General features: G+C 68.0%; 19 protein-coding genes, 1 tRNA gene and 2 pseudogenes. 10 read left to right on the top strand and 12 right to left on the bottom strand.

Annotated features, from left to right (window positions below; translation table 11 throughout):
* The 3 genes and pseudogenes from ABS73_RS06715 to ABS73_RS06705 form a co-directional block, all read left to right on the top strand.
* Window positions 1-248, top strand: a pseudogene (locus tag ABS73_RS06715) (integrase core domain-containing protein); the annotation flags it as partial.
* A gap of 12 nt (window positions 249-260) precedes the next feature.
* Window positions 261-722, top strand: a pseudogene (locus tag ABS73_RS06710) (transposase); the annotation flags it as partial.
* A 417-nt stretch (window positions 723-1,139) separates the two neighbouring features.
* Window positions 1,140-2,117, top strand: a complete 978-nt coding sequence (locus tag ABS73_RS06705; protein WP_277019261.1) for a glycosyltransferase family 2 protein — start codon at window positions 1,140-1,142, stop codon at window positions 2,115-2,117.
* Window positions 2,118-2,410: 293 nt separating this feature from the next.
* On the opposite strand, the gene ABS73_RS06700 is transcribed toward ABS73_RS06705, so the two are convergent.
* The 3 genes from ABS73_RS06700 to tig form a co-directional block, all read right to left on the bottom strand.
* Window positions 2,411-2,484, bottom strand: a tRNA-Gly gene (locus tag ABS73_RS06700).
* A 42-nt stretch (window positions 2,485-2,526) separates the two neighbouring features.
* Entirely contained in the window at window positions 2,527-2,946 is a 420-nt protein-coding gene (locus ABS73_RS06695; RefSeq protein ID WP_277019263.1) for a DUF1489 family protein, read from the bottom strand.
* Between the two features lie 115 nt (window positions 2,947-3,061).
* Window positions 3,062-4,396 carry a trigger factor gene (tig, locus tag ABS73_RS06690; protein ID WP_277019326.1) on the bottom strand — a complete coding sequence of 445 codons (1,335 nt, stop codon included), beginning with the start codon at window positions 4,394-4,396 and terminating at the stop codon, window positions 3,062-3,064.
* A 156-nt stretch (window positions 4,397-4,552) separates the two neighbouring features.
* On the opposite strand from tig, the gene selD reads away from it, so the two are divergent.
* A complete protein-coding gene (gene selD, locus ABS73_RS06685) occupies window positions 4,553-5,629 on the top strand; it encodes a selenide, water dikinase SelD (protein WP_277019265.1) in 1,077 nt (358 codons plus the stop codon).
* Here the strand turns inward: selD and ABS73_RS06680 are convergent.
* The 4 genes from ABS73_RS06680 to ABS73_RS06665 form a co-directional block, all read right to left on the bottom strand.
* On the bottom strand, window positions 5,626-6,126 hold the full coding sequence (locus ABS73_RS06680; protein ID WP_277019267.1) for a phosphatase PAP2 family protein: 501 nt from the start codon (window positions 6,124-6,126) through the stop codon (window positions 5,626-5,628). The genes selD and ABS73_RS06680 overlap by 4 nt on opposite strands.
* Window positions 6,127-6,130: 4 nt before the next feature.
* Window positions 6,131-6,538: a cytochrome c family protein gene (locus ABS73_RS06675; protein WP_277019269.1), complete on the bottom strand. Its 408-nt coding sequence runs from the start codon at window positions 6,536-6,538 to the stop codon at window positions 6,131-6,133.
* 62 nt (window positions 6,539-6,600) lie between these two features.
* Window positions 6,601-7,266, bottom strand: coding sequence for an ABC transporter ATP-binding protein (locus ABS73_RS06670; protein WP_277019271.1), 666 nt, complete (start codon window positions 7,264-7,266; stop codon window positions 6,601-6,603).
* Entirely contained in the window at window positions 7,259-8,554 is a 1,296-nt protein-coding gene (locus ABS73_RS06665; RefSeq protein WP_277019273.1) for a lipoprotein-releasing ABC transporter permease subunit, read from the bottom strand. Before ABS73_RS06665 ends, ABS73_RS06670 begins: the two co-directional genes overlap by 8 nt.
* A 136-nt stretch (window positions 8,555-8,690) precedes the next feature.
* On the opposite strand from ABS73_RS06665, the gene radA reads away from it, so the two are divergent.
* The 3 genes from radA (at window position 8,691) to purF (ending at window position 12,329) form a co-directional block, all read left to right on the top strand.
* Window positions 8,691-10,055, top strand: a complete 1,365-nt coding sequence (radA, locus tag ABS73_RS06660) for a DNA repair protein RadA (protein WP_277019275.1) — start codon at window positions 8,691-8,693, stop codon at window positions 10,053-10,055.
* Between the two features lie 41 nt (window positions 10,056-10,096).
* Window positions 10,097-10,696: a CvpA family protein gene (locus ABS73_RS06655; protein ID WP_277019277.1), complete on the top strand. Its 600-nt coding sequence runs from the start codon at window positions 10,097-10,099 to the stop codon at window positions 10,694-10,696.
* A 142-nt stretch (window positions 10,697-10,838) separates the two neighbouring features.
* Window positions 10,839-12,329 (top strand): amidophosphoribosyltransferase, encoded by a 1,491-nt coding sequence (gene purF, locus ABS73_RS06650; protein ID WP_136855250.1) that lies wholly within the window; start codon window positions 10,839-10,841, stop codon window positions 12,327-12,329.
* 72 nt (window positions 12,330-12,401) lie between these two features.
* On the opposite strand, the gene ABS73_RS06645 is transcribed toward purF, so the two are convergent.
* The 4 genes from ABS73_RS06645 to ABS73_RS06630 are packed head-to-tail and all read right to left on the bottom strand — an operon-like array spanning window position 12,402 to window position 14,623.
* Entirely contained in the window at window positions 12,402-12,836 is a 435-nt protein-coding gene (locus ABS73_RS06645) for an NUDIX domain-containing protein (protein ID WP_277019280.1), read from the bottom strand.
* Window positions 12,833-13,867: a 5-(carboxyamino)imidazole ribonucleotide synthase gene (locus tag ABS73_RS06640; protein WP_277019282.1), complete on the bottom strand. Its 1,035-nt coding sequence runs from the start codon at window positions 13,865-13,867 to the stop codon at window positions 12,833-12,835. Before ABS73_RS06640 ends, ABS73_RS06645 begins: the two co-directional genes overlap by 4 nt.
* On the bottom strand, window positions 13,860-14,345 hold the full coding sequence (gene purE, locus ABS73_RS06635) for a 5-(carboxyamino)imidazole ribonucleotide mutase (RefSeq protein ID WP_136855247.1): 486 nt from the start codon (window positions 14,343-14,345) through the stop codon (window positions 13,860-13,862). The genes ABS73_RS06640 and purE overlap by 8 nt, the downstream gene beginning before the upstream one ends.
* A 59-nt stretch (window positions 14,346-14,404) precedes the next feature.
* The gene (locus ABS73_RS06630; protein ID WP_136855246.1) at window positions 14,405-14,623 is read right to left on the bottom strand and encodes a YdcH family protein; all 219 of its coding nucleotides are present in this window, start codon (window positions 14,621-14,623) and stop codon (window positions 14,405-14,407) included.
* A gap of 150 nt (window positions 14,624-14,773) precedes the next feature.
* Between ABS73_RS06630 and ABS73_RS06625 the strand changes: the two genes are divergently transcribed.
* From ABS73_RS06625 to ABS73_RS06615, 3 genes are all read left to right on the top strand, one after another.
* On the top strand, window positions 14,774-15,349 hold the full coding sequence (locus ABS73_RS06625; protein WP_277019285.1) for a hypothetical protein: 576 nt from the start codon (window positions 14,774-14,776) through the stop codon (window positions 15,347-15,349).
* Between the two features lie 110 nt (window positions 15,350-15,459).
* Window positions 15,460-15,888, top strand: coding sequence for an Hsp20 family protein (locus tag ABS73_RS06620; RefSeq protein WP_277019287.1), 429 nt, complete (start codon window positions 15,460-15,462; stop codon window positions 15,886-15,888).
* Window positions 15,881-16,108: a DUF1150 family protein gene (locus ABS73_RS06615; protein WP_136855243.1), complete on the top strand. Its 228-nt coding sequence runs from the start codon at window positions 15,881-15,883 to the stop codon at window positions 16,106-16,108. The genes ABS73_RS06620 and ABS73_RS06615 overlap by 8 nt, the downstream gene beginning before the upstream one ends.
* On the opposite strand, the gene ABS73_RS06610 is transcribed toward ABS73_RS06615, so the two are convergent.
* Complete coding sequence (locus ABS73_RS06610) at window positions 16,105-16,908, bottom strand: TolB family protein (protein WP_277019289.1); 804 nt, start codon at window positions 16,906-16,908, stop codon at window positions 16,105-16,107. The two genes, ABS73_RS06615 and ABS73_RS06610, sit on opposite strands and share 4 nt — an antisense overlap.
* Between the last annotated feature and the right edge of the window lie 41 nt (window positions 16,909-16,949).

Raw genomic sequence — 16,949 nt, 5'->3', positions numbered from 1 at the left:
CACCCGCAGACCAATGGCATGGTCGAGCGCTTCAACGGACGGATCGAGGACATCCTGCAAAGCCACCGCTTCCGCAGCGGCGAGGATCTCGAACAAACCATCCTGCGCTACGTCCGGCTCTACAACGGTCAGCTTCCGCAATCAGTGCTGAAGGGCCGAACGCCCATTGACGCGCTGAAGGATGGCAGCGGGAAAGGCCGGACCTGTTCAGGAAGCGACCATATAATCACGTGGGATGTGACACATAGAGCCGTGAGGCCCCTGACCTTGTGAGCCAGATCCCGCCGGATGAGCCATTCGGCACCATGACCGGCGACGGTGCCACACGGACAATCTGGATCGCGTCGGCGCATCCGCAAGACCGGACGCCGTTGGAAAGAGGAATGCCCTGCACGCGCGCCATTGACCTCGGACCGATGGCGGACAGCGTCTTTCCCCGCAACGACATAGTCCGTTCAATCAGGCGCTTTGGCCAGGCGAACTGGAAGCAGCGGTCTGGCCATCACATTCCAAGCAGGATCGAGGCAAGAATGCCGTGCCTGAAGTCCTTCGGCAAGCGCATCGCCTCGCAAGACCATGACATCCAAACTGCCGAGGTCCACATCCGCATCGCCCTCATGGACCGCTGTGCCGCATGCAGGACCGCTGAGATCGAACGCCTGACCTGCGTTGATAGGGACAAGAGCCAAGCAACCTCAACGCGGCTGGAGATGACATTGTAACGACGACCAAGACAACGCCGACCCACGCGCCGCCGATGCCCGGTATCTGGTCGATGAAGTGTTCACGATCAACCGCGCCCATCTGTGCCCTGAGCCGTGATCGCACCGTGCTGCGGCGGACACCTGCGCGATGAAGCGAGCCCGTGAGTGGTTGGCGGGTCCATCGCCTGAAAGACAACGTGGTGTTTGGACCCGCGTCTGATCCGGGCGCCCGCAGGGTCTCCTGCCCCCGGCGCCGGAGCCGCACGGGCAGGCCGTCAAGGGACCGCGATACCGACCGCCGACCGGGTGACCAATGCGCACCGTCACGGCATCGTCCTTTTGGCCAAGGGGGAAACTGATAACAGCTGCACAATACTGGTCCGCGGGTCCATTGCGCTCTGGACTTTTCCGCCCGGGCTTGCAACGGAAACAGCCATGAACACAGCCCTGCCCTCCGTCTCGGTGATCATAACCGCCTATGACGCGTCCGCTACGATCGCAGACGCGATCCGCACAGCCCTGGCCCAGCCCGAGACCGCCGAGGTGATCGTGATCGACGACGCCTCCGGGGACGGGACCCACGCCACGGCCATGGCCGCGGGGGGCGGCGATGACCGCCTCAGGGTCGTTCGCCGGACCGTGAACGGTGGCCCGGCAGCCGCGCGCAACCAGGCGATCGATTTGGCACGGGGTGACTTTGTCGCCATTCTGGATGCCGATGACTTTGTCCTGCCCGGCCGGTTCTCGCGGCTTCTTGCGGTCGCGGATGCGGACATGATGGCCGACAACATCCTCTTTGTCGCCGAAAGCGCCGGTCCCGACACCCTGCCGCCGATCCCTCCGGTCACGCCGGACATCATCGATATCGACCTTGTCGGCTTCGTGCGCGCGAACCGGACAGTGCGGGGAAGCAGTCGCCGGGAATGGGGCTTTCTCAAGCCGATCATCCGTCGGTCCTTTCTGCAGGACGCAGGGTTGCGATATGATGAGGGGTTGCGCCTGGGTGAGGATTACGACCTCTATGTGCGCATGCTTCAACGGGGGGCGCTGTTCCGCGTGACCACCCAGGTCGGGTATGCGGCGCGGTGGCGGTCGGATTCCCTCAGCTCGCGTCATCGCACGGCGGATCTTGCCGCGCTGCATGCGGCGGCCCGGGCGCATCTGGAGGCCGGCGCGTCACCGGACGACGCGCGATCCGCCCTTGCGTCTCATGCGGGGGAGCTGAGGCAGCGCTTTCTGCTGCGCGACTTCCTGGACCGCCGCGCGCGCATGGGCCGGGCCCGGGCACTTCTGTCGCTGTGGCAGGACCCGCTGAGCATCGGCCCGATTGCGCGGGGGATCCTGTCCGACAAGCTGTCCTCGCGGAAGCCACCGGCACCGTCACGGATGGGGCGGCTGCTGATCGAGGACTGACCCGCGTTTTTCTCTGCGGACCCCACCCTTGGTGACGGTCAAATTCCCCCAACACGCGCCAGGCGGGAAGCATCAACGCTCAACAGCGCCTGTTCTGGTGAAGCGGCGTCACGCTGGAGGAAACAACAGGCGGCCGCGGAGCGATATCCGAGCGATTCATCGCTGATCCGGACGTGGTCTTCGTCGCACATGCCCCCGAAACTGCGTCTCTCAGGCACAGACCAAACGATGCGCCCATCTGAAACCAGATGAAACTCAGCACCTGTGTCCGACCGATAGTCCGGGAAAGATTATGGAGCGGGTGAAGGGAATCGAACCCTCGTCGTAAGCTTGGGAAGCTTCTGCTCTACCATTGAGCTACACCCGCGATGCCGCTGGAAATAGCCCGTGCGCCCCGCAGCGTCAAGCCTCAGCGCAACCCCATCTCGGCCAGGGCGGCGGCGATGGCGGGGGGCAGCGGCTCCTCCGAGGCGCGGCCGGCGGGCAGGTCGGGGGGCGCCTCGGGGCCAGGCAGATAGCGCCAGCCCTGGAACGGACGGCGCGGGACGGCGGCGACGCGCACCAACTCGCGGTCCAGTACCAGGCCGCAGCGCAGGATGCCGTCGGCGCCCTCGACCCGCTCCAGCGTCAGGAGGCGCTGGCGGGCCAGGACGACGCCCTTGAACACCCAGTAGATCGACCCGCCATCCAGCAGCTCGGCCTCGCGCTTGGGCCACATGCGTGTGACATGCAGCGCCGGGCCCGCGCCGAAACGGGTCTGCCAGGCGGCCAGGTCCTCGGGGCCGTCGGCGCCGACGCACAGCTTCATCAGATGCAGGGATCGTGTCATGGCCCTCACCTAATCGCGCCCGCGCGCCGCATCAAGGGATCACCTGACGCAGGCCCGCGCCATGAAAAAGGGCCGCATCCGAAGATGCGGCCCGATCGCGGTCATGGGAACCGGATCACAGCTCGTCCAGCGCCTCGACGGCCTTTTCCAGCTCTTCCTTGGTCACGGTCTTTTCCTCGACCTTGGCCTTTTCGGCGATCAGATCGACGACCTTGTCCTCGAAGATCGGCGCGCGCAGCTGCTGCTGGGCGGCCTGGTTCGACTGGATGAACTCAAAGAACTGACGCTCCTGGCCGGGATACTGACGGGCGGCGCGCAGGACGGCCTGGGTCATCTCCTGGTCGGTGACGGTCACTTCGGCCTTCTGGCCGATCTCGGCCAGCAGCAGGCCAAGACGCACGCGGCGCTCGGCCAGGGACTTGTGCTCGTCGGTGGGCTCGATGGCGTCATGGTTGTGGCCCTGAACCTCGGGGTTCTCCTCGTGCCACAGCTGATGCGCGATCTGCGCGGCCTCGGCCTCGACCAGCGACGCGGGCAGATCGAACTTGACCGCCGCATCCAGCTGATCCAGCAGGGCGCGCTTCATCACCGCGCGCGCGGCGCCGGCATATTCGGCCTCCAGGCGCTCGCTGATCTGCTTCTTCAGACCGTCCAGATCCTCGGCGCCGAACTTCTTGGCCAGCTCGTCGTCGATCTCGGCCTCCTTGGGGGCCTTCACCGACTTGATCTTGCACTCGAAGGTGGCATCCTTGCCGGCCAGGTGGGGCGCGCCGTATTCTTCGGGGAACTTGACCTCGACCTTGACGTCCTCATCGGCCTTCACGCCGACCAGCTGATCCTCGAAACCGGGGATGAAGCTGTTCGAGCCCAGGACAAGCGGGTAATCCTCGGCCGCGCCGCCCTCGAAGGCCTCGCCGTCGACAAAGCCCTTGAAATCGATGGTGACCTGGTCGCCCGACTTGGCCTTGGTGCCCTTCTTGCGGTCCTCAAAGGACTGCGCCGACTTGGCCAGGTTCTCCAGCGCCTCGGTGACGGCGGCCTCTTCGGCGGGGACGGTCAGCTTTTCCAGGGACAGCGTGGTCAGGTCGACCTCGGGGATCGCGGGCAGCGTCTCATAGGTCACGTTGACCACGACGTCATCGCCCTCTTTCCAGGTGTCGCCACCCTCCATCTCGACCTTGGGCTGGGTGGCGGGACGGTCGCCCGACTGCTCCAGGTGGTCGCGCAGCGCGCCGTCGATGGCGTCCTGCATGGCCTCACCCAGGATGCGCGGGCCGAACTGCTTCTTCAGCATCGGCATGGGCACCTTGCCCTTGCGAAAGCCCTTCATCTCGACTTCGGGCTGAGCTTCCTTCAGCTTGGCATCGACTGCGGCGGCCAGGTCGGCTGCGGGCAGCGTGAACTGATACCCGCGCTTCAGACCGTCGTTCTGCGTTTCCTTGACCTGCATCATCACCCTCATAGAAAGAAGGGCCACCTGTCCGGCGGCCTGAAAATTTGGGCCGTTCTAGTCGTGGCGCACCCCGCCTGCAAGCAGATAGCGGTGCGCCCCCGCTGGAACATCCCCGCCGCCGCGCTATGCTGCCCCCACCGACAGGAGATCGCCATGACCCAAGCCAGCCCCACCGAAGCCCGCCCGACCGAACCGCGCCTGACATCGCTGGCCCATGGCGGCGGCTGCGGCTGCAAGATCGCGCCGGGCGTGCTGTCGGGCCTGCTGCGGGGTAGCGCCGCCCTGCCCGTCCCGCCCGAACTGCTGGTCGGCATCGAGACCTCGGACGATGCGGCGGTCTGGCTGCTGAACGACCGCCAGGCGCTGGTGGCCACGACCGACTTCTTCATGCCGGTGGTGGACGATCCGCATGATTTCGGTCGCATTGCCGCCACCAACGCGATCAGCGACGTCTATGCGATGGGGGCCACGCCGATCCTGGCGCTGGCCGTGGTCGGCATGCCGATCAACGCCATCTCTCACGAAACCATCGCGGCCATCCTGGACGGCGGCGCCTCGATCTGCCGCGAGGCGGGCATTCCCATCGCGGGCGGCCACACCATCGATTCGGTCGAACCGATCTATGGGCTGGTGGCCCTGGGCCTGATCGACCCCGCCCTGCTGAAACGCAACGCCGAGGCGCAGCCCGGCGACCTGCTGGTTCTGGGCAAGCCCCTGGGTATCGGCGTCATGTCCGCCGCGTTGAAGAAAGGCGACTTGGATTCAGCGGGTTACGCCCGGATGATCGACATCACCACGAAACTGAACCGCCCCGGCCCCGACCTTGCGGCGATCCCGGGCGTGCATGCCATGACCGATGTCACCGGCTTTGGCCTGGGCGGCCACGGGTTGGAGATGGCGCGCGGATCGGGCTGCGATCTGGTGATCGACTGGTCCGCCGTGCCGCGCCTGCCCGGCATCGACGCGCTGATCGCGGCGGGTCACGTGACGGGCGCCTCGGGGCGCAACTGGGCCAGCTATGGCGATGGCGTGGCCCTGCCGGACGGGTTTGCCGATGCCGACCGCGCCCTGCTGACCGATCCGCAGACCAGCGGCGGCCTGCTGGTCGCCTGCGCCCCCGAGGCGCTGGAGGCGGTGCGCGCGGCCTTTGCCCGCCACGGCTTTGACGATGCGACGGTCATCGGGCAGGCGGGTGGGCGCACGGACAGCCCGCGCCTGATCCTGCGCTAGAACCGCAAGCCCCAGCTGAGCGACGCGCCCTGCGATCCGATGCCAAAGCTGGCGGCCCCGAAACCCAACCCGATCAGCGCGCCCATCATCGCCTGATCGGGCGTGTGTTCGCCCGCCTGCACGCGGCTGACGGCGGTCAGCCCCGCCGCGCCATAGGCCGCAGCGCCCAGTTCGGGCCGGTCGTCCCAGCATTTGCTCGCCAGATCCGCCGCCCCGAACCCCGCCGCCGCCGCATGACCCGAGGGGAAGCCCCGCCCCTCTCCGGTCGGGCGCGTGCCCAGGGGCGTGCCGTCGAACAGCGTCTTGAGGCCAAGGACCACCGCCGCCTGGACCAGACCGCGCAGCGCGAAATCCTCCAGCCGGTCCTGATCGGCGGCGCAGACCGCCGCCGCCAGCGGCAGCCCGTATTTCATCGTCGTGCCGAACCGCTCCAGCCCCTCGGCCTGCACAGGCAGCGCCAGCAGGCAGGCCAGCGCCGCCCCCAGCAACCCGCGCATGGCCCTATTGCTGCAGCGTCTGAAGGTAATCGGCCAGGGCCACCAGCCGCGCGGGCGTGGCCACGCGCTGGCCCGACCCGTCGTCATACATGACCACCGGCCCCTCGCGCAGGACCTCATAGATCGGCATGTGCGATTCGCTGCGCCCCATCGTGTATCCGACCAGCTGTCCCATCACGCGGGTCTTGGGGAACACCCCGCCATTCTGCGCGGCCAGCATCGTCAGATCGACCGGTGCGGGCACCATGCCCACCGCGGCGGGACCGTTGCCCCGCCCGGTCGGGCCGTGACAGGCGGCGCAGTAATCGGCGTAATCGCGCGCGGCCCCGGTCGGCTGCGCCTCGGGCGCACAGGCCGCCATCAGCCCCGCCAGCGCGATCCCCGCCGCGCCCGCCATCATCACTGCCCGCATCGTCTGCCCCCTTCGGTTGCTTATCGGCGCAGCATGCACCCGCAGCCGCGCGGGCGCAACGATCAGGCGGCGGTCAACCGAACGATTCGGTCCATCCGCGCCGCCAGCGCATGGTTATGCGTGGCGATCAGCGCCGACAGCCCGGTGTCGCGCACCAACGCCATCAGCACGTCGAACACCTTGTCCGATGTCTCGGGGTCCAGGTTGCCCGTCGGCTCATCCGCCAGCAGCAGGGCGGGCGCATTGGCCAGCGCGCGGCAGAAGGCCACGCGCTGCTGCTCTCCGCCCGACATCTGGGCGGGGCGGTGATCCGCGCGATGCGCCAGCCCCACGCGGCCCAGCAGGTCGGCAGCCCGCGCCTGTGCATCGCGCCCCGACACGCCATTGGCCAGCTGCGGCAGGACGATGTTCTCGGCGGCGCTGAATTCGGGCAGCAGGTGGTGGAACTGATAGACAAAGCCCAGTTCCTGCCGCCGTGCCTCGGTCCGGGCGCGATCCGGCAGGCCTGTCATGTCGCGCCCCGCCAGCCAGACCCGCCCCGCATCGGGCGTGTCCAGCAGACCGGCGATATGCAGCAGCGTCGATTTCCCCGCCCCGGATGGCGCGACCAGCGCCACGACCTCGCCGCGCGCGACGCTCAGGTCCAGCCCGTCCAGCACCGTCACCGGCGCGGGCCCGCCCAGCCCATAGGTCTTGCCCACGCCCTCCAGCCGCAACACGTCACTCATAGCGCAGCGCCTCCACCGGGTTCATCCGCGCGGCCCTGCGCGCCGGAAAGATCGTCACGACAAAGGACAAAAACAGCGACAGCCCCACGGCCCGCCCGACATCCCAGGCCCGCAGATCGGCGGGCAGGCGATAGATGCCGCGCACCTCGGGCTGCCAGGCCCCGCCGCCGGTCAGCGCGTTCAGACCCGCCATGATATTGTCCACGTTCAGCGCCAGGGCGACGCCCAGCACCACCCCGGCGATCGTGCCGATGATGCCGGTAAACGCCCCGCACAGGAAAAAGACCCGCAGGATCGACCCCTCGGTCAGGCCCATGGTGCGCAGGATGCCAATATCGCGGCCCTTGTTCTTGACCAGCATGATCAGCCCGCTGGTGATGTTCATCGACGCGATCAGGACCAGCACCGACAGAATGACGAACATCACGTCATCCTCCATGTCCAGGGCCGACAGGAATGACCCCGAACTGTCGCGCCAGGACCAGGTCTGCGCGCCCTCTCCGGCGGCCCGCATCAGCGCCAGCGTCCAGTCGTCCACGCGCTCGGGGTCGTCGACAAAGACCTCGATCTCGTCGGCCACCCCCTCGCGGTTGAAATAGGACTGCGCCTCGGCCAGCGGCATGTAGATGCGCGTGCGGTCGATGTCGTACCGCCCCGCGCTGAAGACATAGGTCACCTCATAGGCGCTGACCCGCGGCGTGGTGCCAAAGGCCGTGCGTGCGCCCTCCGGCGCGATCAGGCGGATGCGGTCGCCCACCCCCACGCCCAGCTCACGCGCGATACCGGACCCGATGGCGATGCCCTCGTCGAAGCGCTCCAGATCGCCCATCGAGGTCGCGGGGTCCACGATGCGCGGCATCGCCTCCAGATCGGCGCGGGCGACGCCGAACACCTCGGCCACGTTGGAGGAATCGTTGGCGCTGGCCATGACCTGCCCCTTGACGATCGCTGCCGTGCGGGTGACGCCCGGAACCTCGGCCAGGCGCGCGGCCATGCCCTCGTAATCGCTGATCCGCCCCGGCACGACATAGACGTCGTCGGTGAACTCATTGGTGATCGTCTGCGGGCTGACATAGACCGTGGTATGCGCATTGGCGCCCAGGATCGTGTCCACGAACTCGGCCCGGAACCCGGCGCGCACCGCCAGCGTGGCGATCAGCGCCATCACGCCCAGGGCGATGCCGATCAGGCTGATCCAAGTCATGACGCTGACGCCACCCTCGGCGCGGCGCGCCCGCAGATACCGCCAGGCGATCATGAATTCGAAACGCGAAAAGCCTATCGCCATGGTCACAAGCCCCTGAATTTCCGCCCGGACCCTGCCCCCGCGCCCCCCGAATTTCAAGCCGACAAAGGCGTGAGGGCTTCTTCTTCATTCAAATATCCAACTTGCGACGCCCGGTTCCGGGTGCCAGATGGGGTGCATGGCAAAACAGACCTCCGCCTTCACCTGCACCGCCTGCGGCGCCGCCCACAAGAAATGGGCCGGGCGCTGCGACGCCTGCGGCGCCTGGAACACCATCATCGAGGAGGCCCCCCTGTCCCAGGGTCCGGGCCGCGGCCTCGGTGCCTCCAAGGGCAAGCCCGTGCCCCTCTCGGGCCTCTCGACCAGCGAACCGCCACCGCCGCGCTTTCTATCGGGCATAGATGAGCTGGACCGCGTGCTGGGCGGCGGGTTGGTCCCCGGTTCGGCCCTTCTGGTCGGCGGCGATCCGGGCATCGGCAAATCGACGATCCTGCTGCAGGCGGCGGCGGCCTTTTCGCGTGCCGACTATCAGGCGATCTATTTCAGCGGAGAGGAGGCCAGCGCCCAGGTCCGCATGCGCGCGGTCCGTCTGGGGCTGGCCGACGCGCCGATGCGGCTTGGGGCGGAAACGAACCTCAGGAACATCCTGACCACGCTGGACGCCGAACGCCCCGACGTGGCGGTGATCGATTCGATCCAGACGCTCTGGTCCGACACGGTCGAGGCCGCACCGGGCAGCGTGGCCCAGGTCCGGGCCGCCGCGCACGAGCTTGTGACATTCGCCAAAAGCCGCGGCGTGGCGGTGATCCTGGTGGGCCATGTCACCAAGGACGGCCAGATCGCCGGACCCCGCGTGGTCGAGCATATGGTCGACTGCGTGCTCTATTTCGAAGGCGAACGCGGCCACCAGTTCCGCATCCTGCGCAGCGTCAAGAACCGCTTTGGCCCATCCGGGGAAATCGGCGTCTTTGAGATGACAGGCAGCGGCCTGGCCGAGGTCGCCAACCCCTCGGCGCTGTTTCTGTCCGAACGCGGCCAGCCCATCGCGGGCAGCGCCGTCTTTGCGGGCATCGAGGGCACCCGCCCCGTCCTGACCGAGGTTCAGGCCCTGGTCGCGCCCTCCACGCTGGCCAGCCCGCGCCGCACGGTGGTGGGCCTGGACAGCGGCCGCGTCAGCACCATCCTGGCGGTGCTGGAGGCGCGCTGCGGCATCCCCTTCGCCGGTCTGGACGTGTTCCTGAACGTCGCGGGCGGCATGAAGGTCGCCGAACCCGCAGCCGACCTGGCCATCGCGGGCGCGCTGCTGTCGGCGCGCGAGGACAGCGCCCTGCCCCCCGATGCGGTGCTTTTCGGCGAAATCAGCCTGTCGGGGGCCCTGCGACCGGTGTCGCAGACCGAAAACAGGTTGAAAGAGGCGCAGAAACTTGGTTTTTCACAGGCGATTTTGCCCGACGCCTCCAAGGTCGAGGGCGGGTCGGGCATGGCGCTCAGGCGCATCACCGACCTGACGGGATTTGTGGGCGATGTCTTCGGCGCCGGCTGAACCGCCTGATAACGAACCAGAACCGGCGCAAAGGGCAGGACATGGACGGATTTACGATCATTGACGCGGTGGTGGCAGGTGTCATCATCCTTTCGGCCATTCTGGCCTGGTCGCGCGGCTTCGTGCGCGAATCGCTGGCCATCCTGGGCTGGATCGGGGCGGCCGTGCTGGCCTTCCTGTTCGCGCCCACGGTGCGCCCGATGATCGCGCAGCTGCCGGTGCTGGACCGCTTTCTGGGCGACAGCTGCGAGCTGGCGACCATCGCGGGCTTTGCGGTGGTCTTTGCGCTGGCGCTGGTGGTGTTCTCGATCGTGACGCCGCTGTTCTCCTCGGTCGTGCAGCGCTCGGCCCTGGGCGGGGTCGATCAGGGCATCGGCTTTCTGTTCGGCGTGGCGCGGGGCGTGCTGCTGGTGGCCATCGCCTTCATCGTCTACGACCGCGTGATGACCACCCAGAACGTCGCCATGGTCGAGAATTCGCGCTCGGCCCAGGTGTTCGAACGCATGCGCCTGCAGATGGATGACCAGATCCCGGCGGATGCGCCCGGCTGGATCGTGACCCGCTATGAACAGATGGTGATGGGCTGCGCCGCCACCGGTGCGCCGGTCACCACCACGGCCCCCGCGCCTGCCTCCAACTGAGGCGCCGGCCGCCCCCTTGCGACAGAACCATGACGAAAAAGCGCCCCCGCGGACCCGCGGGGGCGTGACTTTGCCGGTGGTCGGGACTACATACCCCCCGACAGCACGACGATATCAGCCCCCACATATCGAGGCCCGCGCGATGCAACCCTTCCTCGCCCATCCGTTCGATTCGGACCGTCTGCACGAAGAGTGCGGGATCTTCGGCGCCATCGGCGTGGTCGACGCCTCGAACTTCGTGGCCCTCGGCCTGCACGCCCTCCAGCACCGCGGACAGGAGGCGGGCGGCATCGTCGCCCACGATCCCGATTACGGCTTCAACAGCGCCCACCGCTTTGGCTATGTGCGCGACAACTTCACCAAGCCCGAGCTGATGGCGACCCTGCCCGGCCAGCTGGCCATCGGCCATGTGCGCTATTCCACCGCCGGGACCAAGGCCAACACCGCGATCCGCGACGTCCAGCCCTTCTTCGGCGAATTTCACATGGGCGGCTGCGCCATCGCCCATAACGGCAACATCACCAACGCCGCCGCCCTGCGCCGCGAGCTGATCGAGCGGGGCTCGATCTTTCAGTCGTCGTCGGACAGCGAATGCATCATCCACCTGATGGCGCGGTCCATCCAGCGTAACATCCCGGAACGGATGAAAGACGCGCTGCGCCGGGTCGAGGGCGCGTTCTCGGTCATCGCGATGACCCGGACCAAGCTGATCGGCGTGCGCGACGCCCTGGGCGTGCGCCCGCTGGTGCTGGGCCGCGTGGGCGAGGACGGATACGTCCTGGCCTCCGAGACCTGCGCGCTGGACATCATCGGCGCCGAGTTCCTGCGCGAGGTCGAACCCGGAGAGATGGTCGTCATCTCCAAGGGCCAGATCGAGTCGTCGCGCCCCTTCGGTCCCTCCACCGGGCGGTTCTGCATCTTTGAGCACGTGTATTTTTCGCGCCCCGATTCGATCATCGGCGGGCGGTCGGTCTATGAGACGCGCCGCCAGATCGGCGTCGAACTGGCCCGCGAGGCCCCGGTCGAGGCCGATCTGGTCTGCCCCGTCCCCGACAGCGGCACCCCCGCGGCCATCGGCTATGCCCAGGAATCGGGCATTCCCTATGGCATGGGGATCATCCGCAACCAGTATATGGGCCGGACCTTCATCGAGCCGACCGACCAGATCCGCAACATGGGCGTGCGCCTGAAGCTGAACGTGAACCGCGCGCTGATCGCGGGCAAGCGGGTCGTGCTGGTCGATGACAGCGTGGTGCGCGGCACGACCAGCCGCAAGATCAAGGACATGATCATCGACGCGGGCGCCGCCGAGGTGCATTTCCGCATCGCATCGCCCCCGACCGCCTGGCCCTGCTTCTATGGCGTGGACACGCCGGACCGCGACAAGCTGCTGGCCGCGAACATGACGCCCGAGCAGATGCGCGACTGGATCGGCGTGGACAGCCTGTCCTTCGTGTCGCTGGACGGGCTCTATCGTGCGGCCGGAGAGGCCGCGGGTCGCGACCCCAAGGCGCCGCGCTATTGCGATGCGTGTTTCTCGGGCGATTATCCGGTCGCGCCCTTCGATCAGCTGGAGCGTGGCTTCCGCATGAAGGTCGGATCGGAAACGGCGGTCAAGCAAGCCGCCGAGTGATTGCGTCCCGCGATCGCCGGGGGACGTCCCGTCCCCCGGGCCCCCTGGGGGATATTTTCATGAAGAAGACGGTCAGGGGATGATGCGTTCGAGCGCGTCGTAACCTGCCATGTCCGGGGACCAGATGGCCTGGGCCAGGCTGTCGGGCTTGTGGCGGAGTGTGGTCAGTTCGGCGCGGGTGACCCATCGGGCGCGGTTCACGATGCCCTCGGGATCGGCGAGGGTCAGGTGGTTGGGTCCGGTCAGCGTGGCGCGGAAGTGGATCTCGACCTGGTGAAAGCGGCGGTCGGGGTCGTGGAATTCGTTGACCAGAAAGGGTGCGCCCACGGCGATGGTCAGGCCGGTCTCCTCGCGCACCTCGCGGGAGAGATTCTCGGGCAGGGAGGCGTGCGGATCGACGCCTCCGCCGGGCAGGCACCACAGGTCGGACCCATGGCCCGGATAGGCATTCACCACCAGGACACGGTCCGCCTGCAGGATTGCGGCACGGACCGCCAGGCGGATCATCCGGTGATCCGGTTCGCGTGGCCCATCTTGCGGCCCGGTCGCGCCTCGCCCTTGCCATAGAGGTGGATCTGCGTCCTGGGCTGCGCCAGCAGGGCGGGGACGCGGTCCATATCGTCGCCGATCAGGTTCTCCATCACCACATCCGCGTGGCGTTTGCCATCGCCCAGGGGCAGGCCCGCCACGGCGCGGATATGCTGTTCGAACTGATCGACGGCGCAGCCGGCCTGGGTCCAGTGGCCGGAATTGTGCACGCGGGGCGCGATCTCGTTCACGATCAGCCCGTCGGGCGTGACGAACAGCTCGACCCCCATGACGCCCACGTAATCCAGCGCGTTGGCGATGCGCGCGGCGATCAGGACCGCATCGGTGGTGACGCGGGCCGGCTGGCCGCAGGGGATCGTGGTCGTGCGCAGGATGCCCCCCTCATGGACGTTCAGGCCGGGGTCATAGGCCGCGACCTGGCCGTCGGTGCCGCGGGCGATGATCACGCTGATCTCGGCGGTGAAGGTGACGAAACCCTCCAGCACAGACGGGGCGCCGGTCCAGTCGGCGGGGCCGTCACCGATGCGCACCTGCCCCTTGCCGTCATAGCCCATCCGCCGGGTCTTGAGGATCGAGGGTCGCCCGATCCGGGCGATGGCCGCATCCAGCGCGTCCCGGTCGGGGACATCGGCAAAGGGGGCGACGGTCAGGCCGATCTCGGTCAGGAAGGTCTTCTCGGTCAGCCGGTCCTGGGACACGGCCAGCGCGCGCCTGCCGGGGCGGATGGGACGCAGGCTTTCCAGCAGGTCCAGCGCGCTGGTCGGCACGTTCTCGAACTCATAGGTGATCACGTCCACGCTGTCGGCGAAGGCGCGCAGGGCGGCCTCGTCCTCATAGGGGGCGGTGGTCACGCGCCAGGCCACGTCGCCCGCAGGGGCCGCGCCCGGCTCATAGATGTGGCAGCGCAGGCCGAGGCGGCTGGCCGCCGCCGACAGCATGCGGCCCAGCTGGCCGCCGCCCAGGATGCCGATGGTGCGGATCTCAGTCATCGACGGGCTCCTCGGGGATCGAGGCCGACAGTGCCGCGCGCCAGTCGTCCAGCCGCTGCGCCAGCGCCGGATCGTTCAGCGCCAGGATGCCCGCGGCCATCAGCCCGGCATTGGCCGCCCCCGCCGCCCCGATCGCCATGGTCGCGACAGGATAGCCCTTGGGCATCTGCACGATGGAGTACAGCGAATCGACCCCGGACAGCGCCTTGGTCTGGACCGGCACGCCGATCACCGGAATGCGCGTCTTCGAGGCCATCATGCCCGGCAAATGGGCAGCACCCCCCGCCCCCGCGATGATCACCTGCAGCCCGCGATCGGCGGCTGTGCGGCCGTAATCCCACAGCCGGTCGGGCGTGCGATGGGCGCTGACGATGCGCGCGTGCCAGGCGATGCCCAGCTCATCCAGGATGGTTGCCGCCTCGCGCATGGTGGGCCAGTCGGACTGGCTGCCCATGATGATTCCCACCGCCTCGGTCATCGCATCTATCCCCGTTTTGCCGTCAGGCCCGTCCTAGCGCGGGCGCGCGCGGGTCGCAATCAGGCGATGATGTCGGGGGTCAGCTCATCCTCCAGCCGGGCAATGCGGTCCTTCAGGGACAGCTTTTGCTTCTTCAGCCGCTGCAGGGCCAGGGACGAGGTCAGCTGCTGCCCCTGCAGGGCGGCGATCGCCTCGTCCAGGTCGCGATGCTCGCAGCGCAGCGCCTCCAGACGGGCCTGGGCGATCTCATGATGGGTCATCGAATGCTGCATGTTCATCGGGCGGACTCGGGGTCAGGAATGCCGTGGTTCTGGACTATAGCGTGTTGTGGGCGCTGTGTTAACACATGGTCTGCATCCTGCCGGAACCATTGCAAAAATCCGCGGATCACGGCATCGTGAATCCGATTCCGCGGATCGGAGGTCGCCATGTTTCGCCTTGCCTTGACCCTGTCGCTGGCCACAGGACCCGCCTGGTCCCAGGACATGCTGACCCAATGCGTGAACCAGTGCCTGTTCGAATACGGCCCCGCGGGCAGCCCGGCCTATGATCTTTGCGTGGCGCAACTGTGCATGGCCGCCGCGCCAGCGCCCGAAGCGGCCCCGCCGCCCACGCCGTCCCAGGTGCCCGCGCCCGCTCTGGCGCAGCCGCCCGGTCCGATCTGGCGTGCCGATCCCACCCTCGGCACGGCCGAGATCCGCTGGCGCGGCCGCAGCATGGCCGTTCGCTGTGACGCCGAAGGGGGCAGCATTTCGGTCTCAGGTCTGGGCGGAGGCGGCAGTGCGCTGAGCTTTGCCGTGGATGGGCAGCGGCTGGACGTGCCATTCGAGACCCGCGACGGCACGCATTACGCCCAGGTCGAACCGGAATCGGCGCTGCTGGAGGCGTTGATGGCCGGACGTCAGGTCACCATCGTCGCGGGCCAGGTGACGCTGACCCTGCCTCTGGCGGGGTCGCGCCGGGCGATCAGCGAGGTCATGGCCGATTGTGACCCGACCCCCTGAGCGGCGCTTGCGCATCTTGCAAAGACGCGCGCGGCTTTCCATATTTGGAACAGGGAAGGTCGCCGATCAGGGGCCCGCCCTGCACAGTCGCTGCAACGCAAAGGGCTGAGATGACAAAGATTTCCCTGGGGGCGCACCCCTATCTGCTGGGCTTCGACCAGCTTGAACGCCTGGTGGAACGGGCCGCCAAGGGGGCCGAGGGCTATCCGCCCTACAATATCGAACACCTGCCCCCCGATGCCTTTCGCATCACCCTGGCCGTCGCCGGTTTCGCCGAGGACGACCTGGCCATCACCACCGAGGATCGCCAGCTGGTGATCCGCGGCCGCCAGCCCGAGGGCGGTGACAGCCGCGTCTTCCTGCATCGCGGCATCGCGGCCCGTGCCTTTCAGCGCAGCTTCGTGCTGGCCGACGGGGTCGAGGTCATCGCCGCCGCGATGGAGAACGGCCTGCTGCATATCGACCTGCGTCGCGTCAATCCGCAGCAGGTCGTCAAGACCATTCCGATCAGCCGCAATCAAGGGGATCACCATGGATAGCAAATTCGATTTCGGCGCCCAGGACCGGGCGCGCACCGTCTATATCCGGCCCGTCGCGCTGGACAGCCTGCCCCGCGACGTCCGCGAGCAGATGCCCGATGTCCAGACGCTCTATGCCGTCCACGACACCGATGGCGAACGCCTGGCACTGGTCCAGGACCGCAACCTGGCCTTCACCCTGGCCCGCCAGAACGAACTGCGTCCCGTCAGCGTTCACTAGGCATAGCGCATATAGGCAAAGGCCCGCCCGTCGGGCGACCAGCAGGGCACGTTCAGCGTGCCCTGCCCGCCGAACAGATCGCACAGCTTGCGCCGCCCCGTCCCGTCGGGCGCCATGATCCACAGCGCCACGTCCCGGTTGCGCGGATGCCCCTCGGTCCCCGGCGCATAGGCCAGCCAGACCACATGCCGCCCGCAGGGCGACGGATGCGGGAACCAGTTCACGTGATCGTCGCGAAAGACCGGCGCGGCCTCCGACCCGTCGGCGCGCATCCGCCAGATCTGCGCATGGCCGGTCGCATCCGAATTGAACCAGATCCAGCGCCCGCAGGGGCTGAAATCCGGCCCGTCGTGATGGGCCACGCCGGGGGTCAGCACCCGTTCGTCCCCGCCCGCCAGATCGCAGGTGGCGATCCGCACCACCCGATCGGCCCGCGCGCAGGCATAGACCAGCCGGTCGCCCTGCGCGCCATGCCACCAGCTGGGCCGCGTCAAAGGCAGGGTCCGCACCCGACGCCCATCCCAGACATGCACCCCCGCGCCCGTCCCGTCATGCGCCGAAAACACCACCCGCCCGTCGGGCAAAAAGCCGTGATCGTTGTTGCACCGCTCGGCGCAGCCGGTGTCCAGCGGCAGCAGCCCCGCCGCATCGGCGCGCCACAGCCGCCCCTCGCCATTGACCAGGAACCAGCCGTCGGGATGCCAGTTCGGCGCCTCGATCAGGCGCGGCGTGCGCAGGATCACCCGCGCCGCCCCCGCCTCCAGATCCCAGACCTCCAGCGATGACCGCCAATCCGTCATGGCCCCCTCCCCCTCAGCAGAACGGCCCCGGTCTGCACCGG

This window comes from Paracoccus sp. SCN 68-21 (assembly GCF_001724535.1).
GTDB classification, from domain to species: Bacteria; Pseudomonadota; Alphaproteobacteria; order Rhodobacterales; family Rhodobacteraceae; genus Paracoccus; species Paracoccus hibiscisoli.
The sequence above is the reverse complement of the archived record's forward strand: the minus strand, read 5'-3'. Positions and strand labels throughout refer to the sequence as shown.

What these genes read in the sequence shown, in the direction of transcription:
- ABS73_RS06705 (WP_277019261.1), top strand. Translation starts at nt 1,140, where the DNA reads ATGAACACAGCCCTGCCCTCCGTCTCGGTGATCATAACCGCCTATGAC.
- ABS73_RS06695 (WP_277019263.1), bottom strand. Translation starts at nt 2,946, where the DNA reads ATGACACGATCCCTGCATCTGATGAAGCTGTGCGTCGGCGCCGACGGC.
- tig (WP_277019326.1), bottom strand. Translation starts at nt 4,396, where the DNA reads ATGCAGGTCAAGGAAACGCAGAACGACGGTCTGAAGCGCGGGTATCAG.
- selD (WP_277019265.1), top strand. Translation starts at nt 4,553, where the DNA reads ATGACCCAAGCCAGCCCCACCGAAGCCCGCCCGACCGAACCGCGCCTG.
- ABS73_RS06680 (WP_277019267.1), bottom strand. Translation starts at nt 6,126, where the DNA reads ATGCGCGGGTTGCTGGGGGCGGCGCTGGCCTGCCTGCTGGCGCTGCCT.
- ABS73_RS06675 (WP_277019269.1), bottom strand. Translation starts at nt 6,538, where the DNA reads ATGCGGGCAGTGATGATGGCGGGCGCGGCGGGGATCGCGCTGGCGGGG.
- ABS73_RS06670 (WP_277019271.1), bottom strand. Translation starts at nt 7,266, where the DNA reads ATGAGTGACGTGTTGCGGCTGGAGGGCGTGGGCAAGACCTATGGGCTG.
- ABS73_RS06665 (WP_277019273.1), bottom strand. Translation starts at nt 8,554, where the DNA reads ATGGCGATAGGCTTTTCGCGTTTCGAATTCATGATCGCCTGGCGGTAT.
- radA (WP_277019275.1), top strand. Translation starts at nt 8,691, where the DNA reads ATGGCAAAACAGACCTCCGCCTTCACCTGCACCGCCTGCGGCGCCGCC.
- ABS73_RS06655 (WP_277019277.1), top strand. Translation starts at nt 10,097, where the DNA reads ATGGACGGATTTACGATCATTGACGCGGTGGTGGCAGGTGTCATCATC.
- purF (WP_136855250.1), top strand. Translation starts at nt 10,839, where the DNA reads ATGCAACCCTTCCTCGCCCATCCGTTCGATTCGGACCGTCTGCACGAA.
- ABS73_RS06645 (WP_277019280.1), bottom strand. Translation starts at nt 12,836, where the DNA reads ATGATCCGCCTGGCGGTCCGTGCCGCAATCCTGCAGGCGGACCGTGTC.
- ABS73_RS06640 (WP_277019282.1), bottom strand. Translation starts at nt 13,867, where the DNA reads ATGACTGAGATCCGCACCATCGGCATCCTGGGCGGCGGCCAGCTGGGC.
- purE (WP_136855247.1), bottom strand. Translation starts at nt 14,345, where the DNA reads ATGACCGAGGCGGTGGGAATCATCATGGGCAGCCAGTCCGACTGGCCC.
- ABS73_RS06630 (WP_136855246.1), bottom strand. Translation starts at nt 14,623, where the DNA reads ATGAACATGCAGCATTCGATGACCCATCATGAGATCGCCCAGGCCCGT.
- ABS73_RS06625 (WP_277019285.1), top strand. Translation starts at nt 14,774, where the DNA reads ATGTTTCGCCTTGCCTTGACCCTGTCGCTGGCCACAGGACCCGCCTGG.
- ABS73_RS06620 (WP_277019287.1), top strand. Translation starts at nt 15,460, where the DNA reads ATGACAAAGATTTCCCTGGGGGCGCACCCCTATCTGCTGGGCTTCGAC.
- ABS73_RS06615 (WP_136855243.1), top strand. Translation starts at nt 15,881, where the DNA reads ATGGATAGCAAATTCGATTTCGGCGCCCAGGACCGGGCGCGCACCGTC.
- ABS73_RS06610 (WP_277019289.1), bottom strand. Translation starts at nt 16,908, where the DNA reads ATGACGGATTGGCGGTCATCGCTGGAGGTCTGGGATCTGGAGGCGGGG.